The 20,075-nt window shown below is 38.1% G+C and carries 15 protein-coding genes; 3 read left to right on the forward strand and 12 right to left on the reverse strand.

What is annotated here, in order from left to right; translation table 11 throughout:
* Positions 1-4: 4 nt before the first annotated feature.
* The 7 genes from CA2015_RS20925 to holA all read right to left on the reverse strand — a co-directional run bounded on the left by CA2015_RS20925 (position 5) and on the right by holA (position 8,566).
* Positions 5-958, reverse strand: coding sequence for an energy transducer TonB (locus CA2015_RS20925; protein ID WP_048643662.1), 954 nt, complete (start codon positions 956-958; stop codon positions 5-7).
* 3 nt (positions 959-961) lie between these two features.
* Entirely contained in the window at positions 962-1,354 is a 393-nt protein-coding gene (locus CA2015_RS20930; protein ID WP_048643663.1) for an ExbD/TolR family protein, read from the reverse strand.
* Between the two features lies 1 nt (position 1,355).
* Positions 1,356-2,057: a MotA/TolQ/ExbB proton channel family protein gene (locus CA2015_RS20935; protein ID WP_048643664.1), complete on the reverse strand. Its 702-nt coding sequence runs from the start codon at positions 2,055-2,057 to the stop codon at positions 1,356-1,358.
* Position 2,058: 1 nt separating this feature from the next.
* On the reverse strand, positions 2,059-2,712 hold the full coding sequence (locus CA2015_RS20940) for an SPOR domain-containing protein (RefSeq protein WP_048643665.1): 654 nt from the start codon (positions 2,710-2,712) through the stop codon (positions 2,059-2,061).
* Between the two features lie 139 nt (positions 2,713-2,851).
* On the reverse strand, positions 2,852-4,525 hold the full coding sequence (locus tag CA2015_RS20945; RefSeq protein ID WP_048643666.1) for a TonB-dependent receptor: 1,674 nt from the start codon (positions 4,523-4,525) through the stop codon (positions 2,852-2,854).
* Positions 4,525-7,527, reverse strand: coding sequence for a tetratricopeptide repeat protein (locus CA2015_RS20950; RefSeq protein ID WP_048643667.1), 3,003 nt, complete (start codon positions 7,525-7,527; stop codon positions 4,525-4,527). The genes CA2015_RS20945 and CA2015_RS20950 overlap by 1 nt, the downstream gene beginning before the upstream one ends.
* A 13-nt stretch (positions 7,528-7,540) precedes the next feature.
* Entirely contained in the window at positions 7,541-8,566 is a 1,026-nt protein-coding gene (holA, locus tag CA2015_RS20955) for a DNA polymerase III subunit delta (protein ID WP_048644668.1), read from the reverse strand.
* Between the two features lie 122 nt (positions 8,567-8,688).
* On the opposite strand from holA, the gene CA2015_RS20960 reads away from it, so the two are divergent.
* The gene (locus CA2015_RS20960) at positions 8,689-9,387 is read left to right on the forward strand and encodes a tetratricopeptide repeat protein (RefSeq protein ID WP_048643668.1); all 699 of its coding nucleotides are present in this window, start codon (positions 8,689-8,691) and stop codon (positions 9,385-9,387) included.
* On the opposite strand, the gene CA2015_RS20965 is transcribed toward CA2015_RS20960, so the two are convergent.
* On the reverse strand, positions 9,374-10,210 hold the full coding sequence (locus CA2015_RS20965) for a universal stress protein (RefSeq protein ID WP_048643669.1): 837 nt from the start codon (positions 10,208-10,210) through the stop codon (positions 9,374-9,376). The two genes, CA2015_RS20960 and CA2015_RS20965, sit on opposite strands and share 14 nt — an antisense overlap.
* A gap of 15 nt (positions 10,211-10,225) precedes the next feature.
* Positions 10,226-11,152, reverse strand: a complete 927-nt coding sequence (locus CA2015_RS20970; RefSeq protein WP_048643670.1) for a 2-hydroxyacid dehydrogenase — start codon at positions 11,150-11,152, stop codon at positions 10,226-10,228.
* A gap of 237 nt (positions 11,153-11,389) precedes the next feature.
* On the opposite strand from CA2015_RS20970, the gene CA2015_RS20975 reads away from it, so the two are divergent.
* Positions 11,390-12,241, forward strand: coding sequence for a DUF2911 domain-containing protein (locus tag CA2015_RS20975; RefSeq protein WP_048643671.1), 852 nt, complete (start codon positions 11,390-11,392; stop codon positions 12,239-12,241).
* A gap of 108 nt (positions 12,242-12,349) precedes the next feature.
* On the opposite strand, the gene CA2015_RS20980 is transcribed toward CA2015_RS20975, so the two are convergent.
* Together CA2015_RS20980 and CA2015_RS20985 are read right to left on the reverse strand one after the other, a co-directional pair.
* The gene (locus CA2015_RS20980; protein WP_048643672.1) at positions 12,350-14,080 is read right to left on the reverse strand and encodes a sodium:solute symporter; all 1,731 of its coding nucleotides are present in this window, start codon (positions 14,078-14,080) and stop codon (positions 12,350-12,352) included.
* Between the two features lie 96 nt (positions 14,081-14,176).
* Positions 14,177-16,669 carry a PIG-L family deacetylase gene (locus tag CA2015_RS20985; RefSeq protein ID WP_053086725.1) on the reverse strand — a complete coding sequence of 831 codons (2,493 nt, stop codon included), beginning with the start codon at positions 16,667-16,669 and terminating at the stop codon, positions 14,177-14,179.
* 158 nt (positions 16,670-16,827) lie between these two features.
* On the opposite strand from CA2015_RS20985, the gene CA2015_RS20990 reads away from it, so the two are divergent.
* The gene (locus CA2015_RS20990) at positions 16,828-17,772 is read left to right on the forward strand and encodes a phytanoyl-CoA dioxygenase family protein (protein WP_048643673.1); all 945 of its coding nucleotides are present in this window, start codon (positions 16,828-16,830) and stop codon (positions 17,770-17,772) included.
* Positions 17,773-17,785: 13 nt separating this feature from the next.
* On the opposite strand, the gene CA2015_RS20995 is transcribed toward CA2015_RS20990, so the two are convergent.
* Positions 17,786-19,963 (reverse strand): DUF5916 domain-containing protein, encoded by a 2,178-nt coding sequence (locus CA2015_RS20995; RefSeq protein ID WP_048643674.1) that lies wholly within the window; start codon positions 19,961-19,963, stop codon positions 17,786-17,788.
* Between the last annotated feature and the right edge of the window lie 112 nt (positions 19,964-20,075).

Consider the following 20,075-nt stretch of genomic DNA (forward strand, 5'->3'; position numbering starts at 1 on the left):
TCAATTAATCTACTCGGATGATAAAGGTGATTCTTCCTTGAGAATATTCTGCGGTAGAGTTACCACTTTGACGCTTGAAGGACAATCCATTCACTACCGTTCGGTAATAATTTAGCACTTCATTGCTTACATTGTATTCCAGGGGAATGGCTTGCACAATTCTGCCATTGTCGTTCACTGTGATTCTAAAAACGATTCTCCCATTTCTATTGGAAAGCCTATCCTGGATATTGGGTTTGGAAGCAAAATCCCAACCTGCGAGGTCCAGATTATATCCACCACCATCACCGGTATTGCCTTTACCTGACTGCAATATAGATCTTCCATCTATGGTGCCTTGTGGATTGCCTTCATCCCCAGCCTGTGAGCTGTTTCCCTGACTACTCCCTGCATTAGGTTGCTGGGCAGTTCCTTTGGTACCTCCTGCACCAAAAATGGCTCTAGGGTCTACTGTAGGTTGAGGTTTTTCTACCTTTTCAGGCTTTGGTTCTTTTTCAGGCTGACTCTTAACAGGTACAGTCTCCTTTGGCGTTGTTTCTTTGGGACTTTCTACCTTCTCCACCACTTTTTTCTCTGCTTTTACAGGACTGGGTGTTTTGGCAACTGCCTCAATCTTAGGCTGTGTCTTTTTGGGTTCAGCGGGTGCAGGATTGGACTTTGGAGGTGTTACAGGTGCTACATTTTCAGTCACTTGCGGTGCAGGATCACCTGGTGCTGCTGCCTCAGTAGTTTGCTCTTGACTTGGAGAAGGTGGTGTTTCGGTCTGCTTCGAATCCGAACCAACGTCAGAAAAACCAAGATTCAATTCAAGCCCAAATTGAGACATGGGAGGTACTGGCTGCTTCCACACCATAATAAAATAGAAACCAATCAAAAGCAACACATTAATAATAAGCGTAATGAGTATTGCTTTTCGATTATTTTCAGCTGTTGCTTTATGGTCTTCCCAAATTTCCATCGCTTACTTAAACGGTTGTGTTGCTATGGTTACATTGGCATCAAGGCTGGCAGCAATGCCTCCTATTTCCACCAAATATTCCACAGGTACTTCTTTATCTATATGCAAAACAACATACCCCTTGTTTTCCTTCAATAAGGCAGTCAATTCACCTTTAATGGCATCCCTCGAAACTTGCTTGTCATTTACTGCAAACCTGAGATCCTTGGTTACACTTACAGTAACTTCCTGCATTACTATGTCTGAGCTTTCGCTGGAAGGTAAGTTAACCGGAAGCCCCGAGGGAGTAATAAAAGAGGAAGTAAGCATAAAAAATATAAGCAACAGAAATATAATATCAGTCATGGAGGACATGCTGAAACTAGCTTCTATTTTATTTTTTGACTGCAGTGCCATATTATTTTTTATCCTGTAAAAGATCTATAAACTCAATTGTGGTATACTCCATATTATGGATGAGTTTTGAAACCCTAGTAACCAGGTAATTATAACCTAGGTAAGCAATTATACCTACCACTAAACCTGTGGCAGTGGTAATCATGGCTTCATAAATACCGGTAGAAAGAAGTTTTGGTGAAACCATTCCCTCCTCTTGAGCCACTCCAATAAATGCCCGAATCATACCTGCTACAGTACCTAAGAAACCTATCATAGGTGCAGCTCCAGATACGGTAGCCATTAGGCTAAGGTTTTTCTCCAGTTTATATATTTCAATTTTCCCTACATTTTCTATGGCCACCTCTATATTTTTGAGCGGACTACCTATCCTTTCCAAACCTTTTGAGATCATATGGGCAACAGGTGTTTCTTCACCCTGACAAACCATTTTGGCTTGTTCTATATTGCCACTCTGTACCATCATTTTCACCTGATCTATCATCCCTTTAGGGGTTTTTGAAGCCTTTTTTAGGGTGATCATCCGTTCAATAAAGATAAAAATGGCTAGGATAAAAAGTAAATAAAGGGGGATCATCATATAGCCACCCTTGATCATTAAATCCAACAGACCAATATCGTTGGTACCTGCCCCTTCCATGAGGGCAAGAGAATCTACAGCCTGAAGGCCGTCATTAGTTGACAAAGTTTGTAGTAAGATCATATTAGTATTTCAAAACCCATAAGTTTTCTTCATAATTTCCCTGGACCTCCTCCATAGCTTCTAAAGCAAGGTCTACATTTTCAAACTGACCTACTGCCAGTCGATAATAATGGATCTTTCCATAGGGATGTATGAGAAACGTACTCTTTCCATCTTTATTGAGTTTATTGGAATAATCTCTTGCTAGATCATCATCTATAAAGCTTCCAACAACCAAAAAATATCTCGGTGCGTTTTCTCTGGAGTTGATCTCCAAAAGTGTAGGGGTATTTTCCTGTTCTGCCACCGGTTCCTCGACTACAGCTTCCACCTCAGGTTCGGGCATGACTGGTACAGGATTAGTGGGCAATTCAGTTTTTGCTTTTTGAGGAGTAGCCTCTTTATTAAAGGTATCAAATACGCCGTAATAATAAAGGCCAAAACCTAAACCAAGTATAAACAAAAGAATGATAAGAAAGACAGGCAGGGTGTTGTCTTTTTCCTTTTCTGCAGGTGGATTATTATTTGATTCACCTGCAGGTTTTTGACCAACTGTACCTGAACCAGCCTTCGCAGCTGCACCACCTTCCAATGGCGTTACATTGACCGGAGGCAGTCCAAAGTCCTCATCATTATCGGATTGGCTATTTTGATCCTTGGAATTTTTCTCAGACATCTTAAAAATTGTTATTTTAATCCACTAAGCTAAAGCAAAACCAGCAAATCGCCAATATTGCTACCAATAATTCCGCCAATCCTTTTATAAAATTTCAAAATCTAGCACCAATATTTTCCTATTGGTTTTTACCATTTTTTTAAAATTTAAACCCAACGCCTCCTATTACTTGAATGGCACGAACTTGATAGTTGTTAAATCGCTGGTATTTCTGATTGAGTAAATTATTGCCATAAATAAAGGCTGAAATCCTATTGGTAAACGAATAGTCTGCTCCTATTTGAAGATCCACTATTGTTCCAAGTTTTCTTTGGCTATCCGAAGCTAAATTTATTACATCTATTCCACCCATTGCATTAATATTCGCATGAATAAGCCACTTCTCATCCGGTGTAAAGGTGTTGTTTAACTTGGCCTCCCACTCAGGACGGTGCCATGCTGCATCAATTTCATCCAAAGTATACTGGTAAAAATGCGCAGAAGCATCAAGTTGATACCACTCATCAAAAGTATAATCGAGAGAGGCATGGTATTCCAATACTTTGGAATTATTGTCATAAATAAGTTGAAACCTCGTACTGTCCATTTCATTGTTGCCATAGAAATGCATATTCGTAAAGTCTCCATATTTAAACCCTACCTTATAATTGGCCTGGTCATTGGCTTTTCCTGTGATCCCTGCATCAATCTGAAAATTCTTAATTGTGTTCTTCAGGTTTTCAGAAGGCCCCAAAAATGGATTTTCTTGAATAAAATCGTAATAGGTATTTCTTATAACATCTCCTTCATAAGAACCATAAATCCCCAACTCAGGAACAACATGATAGGACAAGTTCAATAAAGGATAAACATGAAATTCCTTCGTTTTATTAGGTACTATATCGTTTTCCTGGATAACATTGGCTCCTACTTTAATCTTAAAAGCATCTTTGGCATATTGCACATACGGTTGAAGCTTAAAGTAATTTCTTTGAATATCATCATAATAGATATCACTTGGAGAAGTAAATGCCAATAGACTATTTATCCCTCCCTTAAGAAAATCGTTGGCCCTAAAACCTGCATTTGCTCTTACAACTACTTCACTTTCTTTGGCATCAAACCGGTCATTGAACAAGCGCAATGCAACATTGGCCTCATAATCGAAAGGCTCTGTCCTTTCCACTCTTCTTAAACCCGCCATGGCTTTGATTGTCCCCAAAACCTGACGGATAGAATCTTGCATTACCAAATTTTCTGGATCTACTGTATACCCATAAAAATGATGCATGTCTCGTTCATAACCCAACCTACCATAAACCTCAAAATCATCCCTGTAAAGACTTCCATTAAGTAATAGATCCGTATGGTCTTCCGCTGAATTGATACCATCTACAGGGCCTGTATAGAATCCCTGATGTTTAAAATGAGCCCCATAGGTATAATCATCATTGCTCATGTTATGGTAATCTGCCTGAATCAATGGAGAAGAATAATTTCCATAACCTAGTTTTACTATTGCCTGGGTTTGGTCATTATCTGGCTTAGGAAAAGATTTCTCATATGGTTGAAATTTGATGTCAACTGGAGCCAATGTGGCATCAAAGTTTTTAACCTGATAATTGTAATTGATTGAAGTAGATACAGGAGGAAGTGCAGGGCTTTTTTCAAATACCCTCAATTGACGAGGTAGGCTTAATACCCTGTCTTTCCTGATAATAAATTCAGTATCCCTGATTTCACCTCTTTGGGGCTCTGCGGTTTCTTGAGAAATTCCCTGGACAGCCCCAGAAACTATCATCAGTCCAGTTAATAAATATTTTATAGGCTTCATTAATTGGCTAAGTTGATGGTTTTTAATAAAGATTCTGCTTCCTGCTTGACAGTGTCATCCGAAGCATTTTCTATAATGGATTCTAAAGTAGCTTTCGCTTGAAATTTTTCATTCATGGAAATGTAATTTTGTGCTAGCACAATAAACTGCTTTCCGTACCAATAGGCGTATTGAGTAAAAGGTTGTGAATTATTAAAAATCAACTCATTAGAGAGCGAAAATTCACCCTTTTCATAGTGTCTCAAAGCCAATTTATAAAGTGCTTCTGCTCCTTGTTCAGTTTTATGGTTTTCCATAAGCTGCTTGTACACCAGCATAGCCTGGTCAACTGCATTGGTGTTTTCAAGGGATTTAGCTTTGATCAATAAAGCGTTGGATTCAGAATCAACAGTGATGTTCCCTAATTCAAGAATCTTGTCTGCACTCCTGATGGCCTCCTTATAAGCTTTGGTTTCAAAATAAGCTTGCATCAATCCGAAGGTAGCCTCGTATTCCTCCGCTTTACTTCGGGCATTTTGGGCCGTAAACTGATAATAAGGTATGGCTTTGGAATAGTTGCCATTGCCAAATTCAATATGCGCAAGCTTTTGGAATACCCTACTTTTTAGGTTGTTATCACTAGTATTTTCTAACTCGTAGTAAATAGACAAGGCCTTGGCATTGTCTCCCAGTCTAAAATAAGCATCGCCTAAATAATACTTGGCTTCAGGAAGTTGAGCTGAGTTGGGATAGTTCCTGATGAAATTTTGTAAGGCAGTAAGTGCTTGACTGTATGACTGATTGAATACCAAACTTTTTGCAGCTTCAAACTCTACATTTTGTAGGTTATTATTACTTGGGTTGGACTTGCGGTATCCCGACAAATAGGTGGAAAACTCTTGTGACCTTCCTTGTAAAGACAAACTTTCCTGCAAACCAACCAATGCGGTTTCTCCATTCTCAGCATTCGGATATTTATCCAAGATCATTTTATAATCTTCTATGGCTTTGTCGTAGTCTTTTAAAGAATAATTAGCAACGGCTCTCCCTTCCAAGGCAAAAGGAATGAAAGGACTGTTAGGTTTATTACTAATTAGTTTTGAAAAGACATCTCTACCTTGGCCATAATTCAACTCTTCCATGTGAATTTGAGCCTTTTGGTACAAGGCATCTTCCATGTACAAGCTATTTGGAAAGTTGTTTATCACTTGATCCAATTGCCTGATTGCCTCTCGGTTATTGTTCTGAAAATTCGCCACTACTCCTCCTCTGAAATAGGCATAATCGCTGTAAGCATTATTTTCAGCTACCGCTCTTCGGAAAACGTTGGCAGCATCAGTGAATTTTTTCTGCACGTAATAAGTATCTCCAAGTCTTATAAAAGCATCATCATAATGCTGCTTGTCACTACTATTCTTTAATTTGTCAGTATAGCTCTTGAATTGTCTTTCAGCTTTGTCATATTGGCCGTCATTGAAATAGGCATAGCCTAATCCATAATGAGTTCGGATAAGACTTGGGTCCATAGAAGGTGGATTCATGCTAATCAACTTTTCATAAGCTTGAATCGCTACTTTATCCTTATTACTAGCTGCATTGGCTTCACCTTTCCAGTATTGCGCCTGGTATTGCAAGGACTTGTCTATGGGGTATTGAAGTGACTTGTCTAATAACCTAAGTGTCCCATTGAGGTTATTGTCCCTATAATAGGTCATTGACTGATAAAAGGTGACTTTCTGGTAAGCAGATTTAATCCTATCCGATTTATTATTCATTTTCTCCATGTGACTTATTGCACGGAGATAATTATTGGTATTGACTAAGGCATCACTAAGTAAATTCTCAGCGGCTGTTTTTTGACTACCCTGAGGGTATTCATTCAGGTAGGTATCCAAAGCTGTAATCGCTTCCTGAAATTTACCTAGTTCCAAACTTACTTTGGCATAATTAAACAAGGCTTCTTCCTTAATTTCAGGTCTAAAGTCTAATTTATAAGCCGCATTAAAACTATTGGCAGCGAAGGGTAAGTTTTTCTGTTGAATATAGGCATAGCCCAAAAAGTAACTGGCAAGATGTCCCAATTCATCGTTTACTAAAGCCACTTCTTTAAAAAACTGGCTTGCTTCAGCGAATTGTTTATTTTCATAATGGGCAACACCAGCCTTGTATTGTTGGTCTCTAGATAGCTTTCCTTTCTTGGCAGTCCAAAAAGCCATGTAGTGAACTGCTGCCTGACTAAAGTTATTTTTGTCGTAATAGGCTTCTGCCAATAGCAGGTGAATTTGTTCGCTGTTATCGAGCCCCTTATTATTAATTATAGGTGCTGCATATTCAATCAAGGTATCTAGTTTTTGTTGTCTGTAATAAATACCAGCCAACATATAAGGTACTTTCAGACTGTACTCACTGGATTTTTCTGCTTCCTTAAAGTCTTTGGCTGCAGCTTCAAAATCGCCTTGTTCAAATGAACTGTATCCTGCATAGAAATAGGCACTGGCCAAAAAGGGACTCCTATAGGTTTTTGCCCGTTCAAAATAACTTTTAGCTTGGGTGTAATTCTTTAACTGAAAATAACTGTACCCTGTCTTAAAAAAAAATTCAGGATGTCGATCTGTAGTAAGCGGCACATTGCGTAGCAAGTCAAAATTGCTAATGGCTTTTTTGTAATTCCTATTGACAAAATAATGATTTCCTAGAATCCAAGCTGCTTCATTTCTTAGAGATTCATTGGGATTGTCAAGGATAAAAGCATCCATCAGAGAGGTACCTTCAGGAAAATCCCCTCGAAGTGAGGACAAAGCTTTATAATAGGCAACAGCTACTGCCCGGCTATTCTCATTGATATCCGGATGCATAGACAACCTGTCAAAAGCTTCTCTAGAGGAGGAAAATTGGTCCTTTTGAAACAGTTCAAGTGCATCCTGAAATTTTGCTTCCAGACTGGTTTGATGTAAACTGGATTGGGAATAAACCTGACCTATCATTAGTAAGGTTAAACCATAAAATAGTAATGTTTTTCTCATTCTCAATTTGCGCTCAATGAAGAATTTTAAAAATTAGTTCTTTTAATATCTGACTATCATCCACAGAGTTGGTAGTCGTTACTCCTTTGGAACGTAAGTCCGCCTCCTTAAGGTATCCAATAACATCAATAATCTTGCCTAAAGAATAATTTTTAGCTGCAATGGTGTATTCTTTAACAAAATAAGGGTTTACCTTAATAACTCCTGCTAGCTCCCGTTCACCTAAGTTTTTATTGGCTTTGACTAATAAAAGTCGGGAAAAATGGATGTAAAGAAGTGACAGTATGGGTATTAAGGGATGGGACTTGGTGTTTTGACCAAAATAGTTAATGATGGTATTCGCCTTCAATATGTCTTTATAGCTAATGGCTTTGGTTAACTCGAAATTATTAAAGTCTTTGCTAATGCCAATGAATTGCTGAATATGCCCTGCGTTAATTTTCTCAGGTTCATTAAAATTAATAATCATTTTATCAATTTCATTGGTCAGCACCTCCATATTGTTCCCAATGGATTCGGCTAGAATCTGGCAAGCCTTAGTTTCGATGGTATGTCCCTTTGATTTCACATATTGGTCTATATAAGGAGCCAATTTATATTCAGGGATTTTATCTGACTTTACCAGAATGGCTTTTTTGTCCAGCTCTTTTGCAAGGGCTTTACGTCCGTCCAGAACTTTGTATTTATGGGCAAAAACCAGAATTGTACTAGGTAACGGATTTTTAATATAGGCGATTAACTGCTGATCCCCTAGTTCTTTTCCAAGGTCTGGAATGTTTTGGGCTTCTTTAACGATGACGACCTGCCTATCAGCCATCATAGGAAAGCGCTTGGCATTATTGAGAATGGCTGCTACTGTAGCATCTTTTCCATACATTATCGTTTGGTTAAAACTACGATCTTGAGGAGCCAAAGCGTGGTTTTCAATAAAACCCGTAATTTTATCAATGAAATAAGGCTCTTCACCCTGAAGGAAATAAATAGGTGCAAATTTATTTGCTTCCAGATCTTTTAAAATACTTTCCGGTTTACTGGGCATACCTGGTTTAAAAATGAAATTAAAACAGGCCAAATATAAAAAGAATAAAGGATTATTAACTGTTGATTGAAACAATACCTTCATTACTTTTGTATGTATTATGTCACTAAAGCAAATTTAAGGTGGAAACTATAGAAACAGGCATCTCATTCTACAAAGAAGGAAAATTTGACGCAGCCTTGGCTGTATTTAACCAGCTAATCGTAAAGGAAGGGAAAGTTCCTGCTTACCTGCATTACAGAGCGCGTATTCAATCCAGACTTGGTGCTTTGGAAGAAGCTTTAATGGATTTTGACACACTGCTTGAATTAGACACTTACAATACCACCTATATTTCAGATAAAGCAGTGGTATTACACTTATTGGATCGCAACCATGAAGCCAAGGAAGCGTTTGACCAGGCCTTAAACCTTGATCCAAACAATCCCTACCGCTATTCAAGCAGGGCCTATTTTAGGGATAGAATTGGCGATCTCAACGGAGCAATAGCCGACTATGAAAAAGCCATAGAACTAGATCCAGAAGATGCTGTGGCGCATAACAATAAAGGAATTGTAGAAGAAAAACTTGGGTATAAAGAGCAATCCAAGCAAAGTTATTCCATAGCAGACAAACTTACTGGTTACCAAGCCCCTGAAAGCAATGAATCGGCGCTTCCCAAAATTGATAATGCTCCTCAAAACACTATCGAAGAGCCAATTAAAGAACAAGAAGGGCTCAACTTAAAAGCCTATTTTAAGGTATTAACAAACGTATTTACAGATAAAGAAACCAGAGCTGAGTTTATATCTTTTATAAAGACAAAATTTAAACGCTCTTGATTACATAAAGGGGTTTATTAATAAAATAGGACATTTTCTTCGAAAGATTATTGGTGAAGAGTTTCTCAAACCAACTTTTCTTTTTGCTGAGGGTAAATAATATATTTCCTCTGGAAGTAATCAAATAATTTTCCAAGCCCAATGCAGGTTCATCACGGTAGGATTTTAAAACATAATTCACCTTTTCATAACTAATAAAAGGAGCCAATTCTTCTTTTAAATACTCGTATTGGGCTTTGTCTATTAAATTTGATTTCGAGCTTACGTGGACCACGTCAATTTCGGCAGAATAACACTGAGCAATTTGTACTACTTTCTGTATAGCTAGTTTATCTTCTTCCAGATAATCAGTGGCGTACACAAGTTTTCTGGGAGGTTTAAAGAAAACCTTTCTAGGAATAATAAACACATCACAACTGGCATCTTGTACTACCCTGCTGGAATTGGTTCCAATGAAATTATTCTTGAATTCATTGATCCCCTCAGTCCCCATTACTATGAGGTCTATTTTATTGTTTTCTGAATAATCAAGGATGGTTTTTACAGTTTTTCCTTCCATAATAAGTGATCGACAAGAAACTAAGCCCTTATCAATACTTTCTTCCTGTACAACTTTAACCAGGTTTTCAAGTTTTTTTCTTGCAGCAGGCAAGCTGTCTTCAAGTGCTTTGGATGGAAATAATTTTTGATAATCTTCCTTGTCAGGGACGTGGAAGATAATTAATTCTGCGCCCAACTTCTCTCCTAATTTGGCCGAATATTCAATTGCGTTTAAGGCAGATTCTGAAAAGTCTATTGGACAAAGAATGGTATAATTTTTCATAGTCAAAAATTAATTTTAATAACCTTGTTCTACACTTACCTCATTAATTAAAGGCATATTTTTACTTAGGTTTCTATAATTGGTAATTATCTGAGGAGCAGCAGCCTTATAATTAGTAATGCTGGCAATATGGGGAGTGATCATGATCTCATCTTGTTCCCAAAATGGGTGATTTTTATCCAAAGGCTCTTTCCTGAAAACATCCAGTAAAACACCTGAGATACGTCCTGATTTAATGGCAGGGATTAAATCCTCTTCCACCAGATGACTCCCTCTTGCCACGTTAATAAGGTAAGTACCTTCTTTAAACTTGGCAAAAAGATCCGCATTCAAAAACCCTTCTGTTTTCGACGTAAGAGGCAAAAGGCAAACGACGATATTTACCTGATCCAAAAAATCCTGAATTTGGTCCCCATAGTAGTAGGGATACCTAAAAGATGCTTTGGGTGAATTACCATATCCAAAACATGGAAACCCAAGAGCATTGACCTTATCCAACACATCGCCTCCCAGTTCACCTACTCCCATTACTCCCACCGAAATGGGAATTTCCGGTTGGGTCATGTCCCAGGTTTTGGTCTTTTTATCTATCAAGTATCTTTTAAATTGCCGGTGATAATTGAGAATTCCCATCACTACATAATTGGTCATGGAAAAGGTAAGGCGGGGATCAACAATTCTTGTAATAGGAACATTTTCAGGGAAATAATCCGACATGATATGATCTACACCGGAACCCATTGAACAAATTAATTTTAGGTTTGGAAATTCCTTGAGAATATTTTTAGGATGTTGCCACAATACAACTACTTCCACAAGCGCCTTGTCTTTTATCTCTGGATAAATTTGAAGATCGATATCTGGTGCTAGTTCAAGAAAAATGCCCTTCCAGGCATTAAGCTCTTTTTCAGATTTATTTGGCGCAACAATTGCTAATGCCATATAAAGAGTTAATTGGTTTTGGATTGTTGAATTTAACTAATGCTTTTATATACGCTTTGTATATGATGTATCAGGAGGAGGATACGCCAAGCAACATAATGGGGGTTGATAAATATTTTCTAACAAATTCCTTATCTTTACAAATAGGTGATTTAACCGCTTAAATAAAATTATTACCTGTTCAGTAAGCCCTTTTTACTCACAGATAAGCTTTAATACAATCTAATTATAATATCTATGAAAACAAAGAATATCATTTGTCTAATTGGACTTTTTTCGCTTGTTAATTTGAATCTTTTTGCTCAGATAAAAATGCCTCAGGCAAGCCCAAATAGTGAAATATCTCAGCAGGTAGGGCTCACTACACTACATCTCGAATATTCTCGTCCAAGTAAGAAAGACAGAAAGATATTTGGGGAATTGGTCCCTTTTGGTAAGGTATGGAGAACAGGAGCAAATAATCCTACTACAATAGAATTTGATACGGATATTAAGGTAAATGGAAGAACCTTGAAAGCTGGTAAATATGCCATTTACTCCATTCCTGAGAAAAAAGAGTGGACAATTATCTTTTCTAACAATACAGAATTATGGGGTGCAATGGGTTATGATCCATCTGATGATGCACTGAGAATAAATGTCCCAGTTAATAAGCTTAAAAAGCCTGTTGAGTCAATGGAAATTCATTTTTCTGACCTGACAGATTCCGGAGCTCAATTTAATCTCTCCTGGGACAAGACCACAGTAAACTTCAAAATAGAAATGGAAGTGGATCGTGTGGTTATGAGTCAAATAACAAGCCTGCTAATCGATAAAGAAACCAATGATCCGGGATTGTTATTTCAGGCTGCCAATTATTACTATACCCAAGGTAAAGATCTTAGTTTAGCCAGTGAATGGGTAGCAAAATCAGTTGAAACAGATCCCAAATATTACACGGTTCACCTCCAAGCAAAAATTCAAGCTGCATTGGGTAATACAAGGGAAGCCATCGCAGCGGCTCAGAAATCAATGGAAATGGCTGAAGAAGCCGGAAACCCTGACTATGTAGCCCTAAATCAGCGATTAATTAACGCAATAAAAAAATAAGGGCTTAAGTAAATAAAAATGCGATATAGGCAACTGATAAATTTTACCTATTTCGCATTTTTATATTTCAATTCAAATTCCTTAGCTTTTTTCCCATTTTGAGAAGTGCTAGCCTTTGCTTACTATAGGCTTTTTAGGCTTAGGGATAAATAGGCTAAGCAATGCTGCAATTGCCATTACCAATAAACAGCCAATGGCATTGTACCATAAAAAGCCAATGTCAATACTGAAATCTCCAATAGTTTTGCCATTGTAATAGTGAAGGGTAAGGATAAGTATTTCAGTAACTATGGCTGCCAAGAAAACAGCTTTCCCTCCTACCCACTTCATAAAAAATGCTACCATAAAAATTCCCAATATACTACCATAAAACAAGGACCCTAACAAATTTACGGCTTGTATAAGGTTTTCAAACAGGGTTGCATAAGTAGCAAAAAGGATGGCAAATACTCCCCACAATACAGTAAACCACCTGGATGATTTCATATAATGATTTGAACTTTGATCCTTATTTATTGATCTCCTGTAAATGTCAATCGTGGTAGTGGAAGACAATGCATTCAACTCTGAGGCGGTAGATGACATGGCCGCACTAAATATAACAGCGAAGAGCAACCCAATGACTCCTTGTGGAAGGTAGTCCATCACAAAGCGCATAAACACATAATCCGTATCCCTGGTTTCTGCCAATGGATCATTTTTTACAATTAGTTCTTTTACCTGGTCCCTGACATCTTCCTGTGCCTTGGTATGGTCACTGATAGCAGATTTATACTGGTCTATGGCTTCTTGATCTTCATTTTCGATGGCTCCCAATAGCCCATTTATACTTTCTCCCTTACTTTCAAAAATATTGGTATACGTTTGTTCCAGATCATTAAAATCATGCAAATATTCACTCGCTTTCAATTTATCGAGCTGAATGGTATTAAAGAAAACTGGAGGTTGATAAAATTGGTAAAAGACAAATACCATCACCCCTATAAAAAGGATGATAAACTGCATGGGTACTTTTAGGAATCCATTCATCATTAAGCCCATTCTACTCTCGGTCAAGGTCTTACCACTGAGGTAACGTTGTACCTGGGATTGATCCGTGCCAAAATATGAAAGGAAAAGAAACAATGCCCCAGTAAATCCTGACCAAAAGTTATACCTATCAGATAAATCAAATTCAAAATTGACAATATTGAGCTTGTCCATTTTACCTGCCACATGCAATGCTTCCGTAAAACTGACTGGTATCATTTGTACCACAATAATTCCTGCCAAAATCATCCCTCCCATCATTACTGTCATTTGCTGCTTTTGGGTAACTGAAACAGCTTTAGTACCTCCGGAAACGGTATAGATGACTACTATTACTCCTATAAAAATATTCGTAAAAGTCAGGTTCCAGCCCAATAGGGTTGACAATATTATGGCTGGAGCATAAATGGTGATACCTGCAGCCAAACCTCTCTGAATCAAGAATAGACCAGCAGTCAAAGTTCTTGTCTTTAGGTCAAATCTTTGTTCGAGAAACTCATAGGCTGTATACACCTTTAGCTTGTAGTATATTGGTAGGAAAAAAACGCAAATAAATATCATGGCCACGGGTAGACCAAAATAAAATTGAATGAAGCGCATGCCATCAGAATAAGCCTGACCAGGCGTACTTAAGAAGGTAATGGCAGAAGCTTGCGTAGCCATTATGGACAAGCCAATGGTCAGCCAATTCATGTCATTGCCACCACGGATATATTTGTCCATATCCTTAGGCCCATAAGTTTTATAAATTCCATATCCTGCTATGACCAACAGGGTTCCAAATAAAATAGTCCAATCCAGGTAACTCATGAATAATACTTAGTTAGCCAATACAATAGACCTATTAAAATCCCTAAAACAATTATTTGAAGCCAATACAATTGGTTCCAATTTTCATACTCTTTGCTATTCTTCATTTCCTTGTTCAATTAAATTAACAAAAAGTTTGATCGCACCTGGGACACCTGCAGGTAGTAAACGAAACCATGATATACCTGAATAGGTATAAGTTCCATTACCGTAATTGGTTACCAGGAGACTGCCTTCTGAGGCAGATTCACCTGGGTCCTGCATTAATAGTGGTGTTTGATAAAGGGAATCCCATTCACCAGGAAAATACAAGCCTCTCTCCTGTACCCATCCATCAAAATCCTTTGCACTGATTTTATTGGGTTGATTAAGCACTGGGTGATTTTCAAGCAAAACCTTTACCGGGGAGTTTTCAACGGTGACCCTGTCTCTGGACAAAGTCAATGGGTAAGGGCCAAATTCTTTGCTAAGAAGGGATGAACTTGTATTGTATTGTACTATAAGGTTCCCGCCATTGTTCACATATTCCATCAAAGCATCGGTATGAGAAGCCAATCCCTGGTTTACATTGAAAGCCCTAATCCCAGTAATAATGGTGGAATATTTTGATAAATCAGCTCCCAACTGTGCCTCTTCAATACGCTCAACAGAATAACCAAGGTTATTCAATATTCCGGGAATATCATCTCCAGCCCCAGAAATATATCCTATGGTTTGATTGCTCACTTTCATATTAAGCCTGATCAGGTTAAAGGAGGCTTCAGGAAAATAGGTGAGATTAGGAATATGTGGGTACAAAATGCGTTTGGTATCCTCTTGAAAGATTTCACCATCCGGTGTTTCAAAATACACCTTGTGAGCTGATTTCTCCTCTCCATTGGAATTTCTAATTTGAATTTGGTATCGAATCGTTTTATTTTTCTCGTCTATAGATTGACCTACAATAGAAAACTCACTTTCCTTTAGGCCTTCAATTTTTAGCTTCCCTTCCCTTATTTCTTTGCCGAAGTTCACTTCCGCATCCAAGTTAGCCGGGTTATTGTTTAACAAAAAGACATTGCTTTGGGATACACCTACAGAAATCTCAGGAACTACTTTAAAAGGCTGAATAACTTCTCCATTGACAGGATCGTTGTATCGGTATTGTAGGGGCAATGCCAATTCAAAATGTTCTCCTTCTAAAGAAAATGACAATATACCTTCAACAGTAGGTGCATTGTATGGTTTACCGATCATGGCTTGATCCTTTACGGTATACAAGTTGTTTTCAGGTTCATTTCTAAGCCAATAAGGTTGAGAGTTCAAATGGTTTGAAGGAATTGCAAAAGGGATTTCTTTCTGGACAGACTTATTGTTGGCCAGATTTGTGTCAAAATCCAAGGTTTTATCGAATACCCTAAAGGAAACTAACTTAATGGGGTTTTCAGTAACCTGGTTAAGGATAACTTTGCCTTGAATACTGGATGAAGGGTAATTCAGTTCCGTATCAGATAGAAACAATGCCTTCCAGCCTATCGTTTCCATAATCAACTGATTGATAAGTGATTTCTTATCATTGACCCAAGGTAAATTTCCTTGGACTTTATTTAATTCTTTTCTGATTTCAATCAGTTTACCAATATTATTGGCTGGCTTTACGAAATCAAAACTTGCAATCAAGGCATCAATTTTACTACTTATCACTTTACCATTAGGCAAAAGTGTCCATCGATTCTTCAAATCCTCAAAAGGAGATTCACTGAAAGTCTGTCCATCCACAAACTCAATAAAATCTGTACCTTCTCCTATTGCTGCAGTAGACCCAAAACCTTGGGATTTATGCATTGTACGACTATTGGCTGCTATTTGGGAATAGCTCATTCCTAGTATTGGATTGAACTTCCCAACTTGGAATTCATAGTACTGTTTATCAGGTTTTGGTTCGTACACCCCGCCCCAATTATATGCATTCCAGAAGATCCTTTTTGCAGACCAGGGTTTTACCTGAGACAATTGCTCGGGAAAGACAGTGGGATCTCCGGATATTTTAAAGGCTTCACCGGCTATAATAGCAGAAGTAGTATGGTGGCCATGGGTAATTCCAGGTATGGTATTGAATCTGGTGATTATGATATCCGGCTGAAAATTACGGATCACCCAAACCGCATCGGACAATAGTTTTTGTCGATCCCAGTTATTTAGTGTTTCGGTAGGGTTTCTACTGTAGCCAAAGTCGATGGCCCTGGAAAAAAACTGCTTTCCTCCATCAGTTTCTCTCGCTTTTAATAATTCTTGGGTTCGTATCATCCCAAGTTCAATGCCCAGTTCTTTACCTATAAGATTCTGTCCTCCATCTCCTCTGGTGAGTGAAAGGTAAGCGACTTCAGCCATTTCTTCATTGGCCAAATAGGCTATTAATCTAGTGTTTTCATCGTCAGGGTGCGCTGCTACATAAAGCACCCTTTTGGTTTCTTTAAGTTTCAAAAGCCCATGGTAGATTTCTGCACTACTTTGGGCATGTAGGGGAAGATAGGAAAATACCAGAACCAGTAAAAACAAACATGTACTTATAAAGACTTGGTAGATTCGCTTGGTTAATTTAGGTGTCATAGTTAAAAGTAAGCATTGTGATAATTAACCTAAAACTAAATTATATTAATGGAAATATAGGCAGACAAGCCTAAGAATTTAATTCCCTCAGTTAGGGTTTTGTAGAATTTAATTTAAAATAGTAACTTATAAAGGTCTGTAAAGTAAATAAATCCAAAATGGCCGTTAATAAAAACCACAAAGACATTCCAGGCAATCCTTCGACCGCTTATTCGAGCAAATTTACATTGAACGATAGGTCCAATGGCTTACCTTTAAAAGTAATGTCAGACTCAGATTGGAACTTCTGGAAAGAAAATGGTTATGTGATCATTAGACAAGCAGTTCCAAAATCCATGACTTCAAGATTATCCAATTTGTTATGGGAATTTGAAGAGAAAGATCCCAATGATATTTCCACATGGTACGCTAAGGAATCCAAAGAAATGGAAATGAAGGAACTTACCAACAGTGGAATGGTGGAGATATACAACCACCAGTACCTGTGGAATATCCGACAGCATCCAAAAGTGTATGAAGCATTCTCAGATATTTGGGGCTTAGAAAAATTATGGGTGACCATTGACAGGGCAAACCTTAACCTTCCTTCAAGACCGGGTTTTGAATTTAAGGGGTTTATCCATTGGGATTATGATCCCGAGACAAATCCTCAAAATGTTCAGGGGCTTGTGGCATTAAATGACCAGCTTGACACAGCTGTTGGTGGATTTCAATGTATCCCTGAACTCTACCGAACCTATGCTACCTGGAAGAAAAGCCAACCAATAGACCGAGATCATTTTAAACCTGACATCAGTGGTTTTGAATTGACAAAAGTAAAATTACAGGAGGGAGATTTATTAATTTTCAATAGTAAACTTCCTCATGGTATACGACCAAACCTCAGCGAAAACAAAGTCCGTATGGCTCAATATATATCCATGATGCCGGCTGAAGAAGACAATGAGGAAATGAGAAACTGGAGGATATCATCCTGGAAAAATAAAATTGCTCCCGAAGGCTATGCTTTTCCCGGAGACCCAAGAAAATGGGAACAAATAAAATACCCACAGGCTGAACTCAGTCCTCTGGGAAAAAAACTTTTGGGACTTACTTCTTGGTAAGTCCCAAAAGGATTTATAAAGTCCACCAATAGGTGAATTTTAGTGCCAATGTTCTGTTTTTCACATAGAATGGTGCTGGTAAATAATTGTCTGTATAGACCAAATAAAGGTCAGAGGCTGGTTTAAACCTCCATTGGAACCTGGTATTTAGGTTAATATTGTTTATTTGCTCATTGTACTGGCCAAAGGCAGTAAAGAACAGCGTATTGGTAAATGTTACATCAACTCTAGGCCCAACAAGCCAGAATTTATTATTTCCCCAAGGCTCAGGTAAATCGATTTGATTGTAATTACCTGTAATAGATAATCCAACGTAAGGTTGGAAGCGATAACCTACCTCACCATTCAGATTGAAACGTTCGCCTTCAGCAAAATACCCTCCATATTGAGAAGAAAGCGTGTAGGTAAATAAACTTTGAGGTTTGGAAATGTATTCTAGTCCAAAGGAGTTCCACTGATGTTCAGTAAATGCATCAAGGGTAAACTGGCTGTAATTGGTAGGGTCAAAAGGCCTTTGTAGTATAATATGGTTGTAAGCATATTTTGCCGTCAAAATACTTTGACTTCTAAACTTCAAGCCATAGGAAAATTCAGTGATATTATCAGTTTGTTCCATTTCCATATCGTAAAATAAGGAAGTGTTGATCGTAGGCCCATGGTTCAGGATCAGTCTACTCTTAGGGAAAAACAAATAAGAAGCATTAGGGTTAATTCTGTAATAGCCATTTCTAGGCACATAACCTACTTCTGCCAAGTAATTTGGGGCAACATACTCATGTTTCCATTCCCAAATCAAATTACCACCCAAGTACCTGATATTGGCCGCATGGACCATGCTTTCATTTTCTTTTAAAGGACTAAAGGATTTAAGAACAAAAGCTTTACCTGCCCATTTTCCATTGGAAGAAGCCAAATTGTATTCAAAACCTGCGTTTCTGTTATAGCTAGAAATCGGGTCTCCAGGGTTATCTCCATCTAAAGGCATTGAACCAACATTTGTTCTATTAACAAAAATCACTCCGATATTTGACCTTTGACCTACCCTTCTTTGTCCGGCTAAAACGGTGAAATTTTGTGCAGGAGTATTGGTTTCATTTACTTTTCCAGTCTGCATATTCATGGCGCCAATTCGCCAATCTTTATTGATTTTACCACTCAATCTTGCACCAAATTGTATGGGGGCATTCAATCCGATTCTTCTTGAAAAGAAAGGACGAATGGTTTCGTATCCAAAACTTGCAAAGAGGTCACCATTTTCCAGGAAAAACTGTCGTCTTTCAGGATAGAACAATTCAAAGCGGTCTAGATTGGTAATCTGCCTATCAACTTCTACTTGGGAAAAGTCTGGATTAACAGTCAAATCAAGATTCAAAGAGGAGCTAACGGCTATTTTAGCATCCACACCTACCCTGTTTTGGTAATCTGAAGGCAACTCCCTGTCATTGTCTTTTACCATACCTCCCATCACATAGGGAATTACAGAAACATTCATTCCTGCCTCTGGTGGAGCTTCATCCCAAACCAAGGTACCAGTATAAGCCAATGAAGCTGAAGGAAATTGTCGGGGAACAGGTGCCCAAGATGATTTCTCTGTTGACTTTAGGTCTTTACGGCTAAAGTTAATGCCCCATTCCTTGATTCCTTTTTTATATCTTATAGACTTAAACGGAATGGCTGCCTCAAAAACCCATTTGTCTGGATAATTCTGAACCTTGGAAACCCATTTGTTGTCCCAACTTAAATCCACACTTCCTCCGCCGTACATAATTCCATCCCATTGGGCACCGGCTGCATTGGCACCAAAAGAAAAACCATTGGTTTGGTCATCAAAGGGATCCATGAAAAGTAGAAAATTATCATTCTTACCGAATGCAAAGTCACGTCGCAAAGATTCTACATAATAGGGACCTTCTTCCCCATGATGATTGATTACCAAAAGATAAATTTGTTTATCATCATAAGTCATCATCACTTCCGTCTTCACATCAGCATAGCTGGTGTCCATAGGAAGAATCATAAAGAAATCTTTGGCTACATCGGCATCAGCCCAAGCCTGCTCATCCACAATACCATCAATCAAAACTGGAGAACTGGCTCTCTTTATATTTAACCTGTAATCTTCATTGATCTTTTGAGCCATTCCAGGAATGGCGAGAAGGGTCACTAATAATAAAACTATACTTTTCCGCATGATAAATTCACCTTACCGCCAAAACTAAAAATGGAGCCTTTGACAGGTAATAAATAAAATAATTAATTTAAAGCGCAATAATAACTTAAATTATATAAAAACTAGGATATAA

The sequence above is a fragment of the Cyclobacterium amurskyense genome (genome assembly GCF_001050135.1).
In the GTDB taxonomy this organism is placed as follows: Bacteria; Bacteroidota; Bacteroidia; order Cytophagales; family Cyclobacteriaceae; genus Cyclobacterium; species Cyclobacterium amurskyense.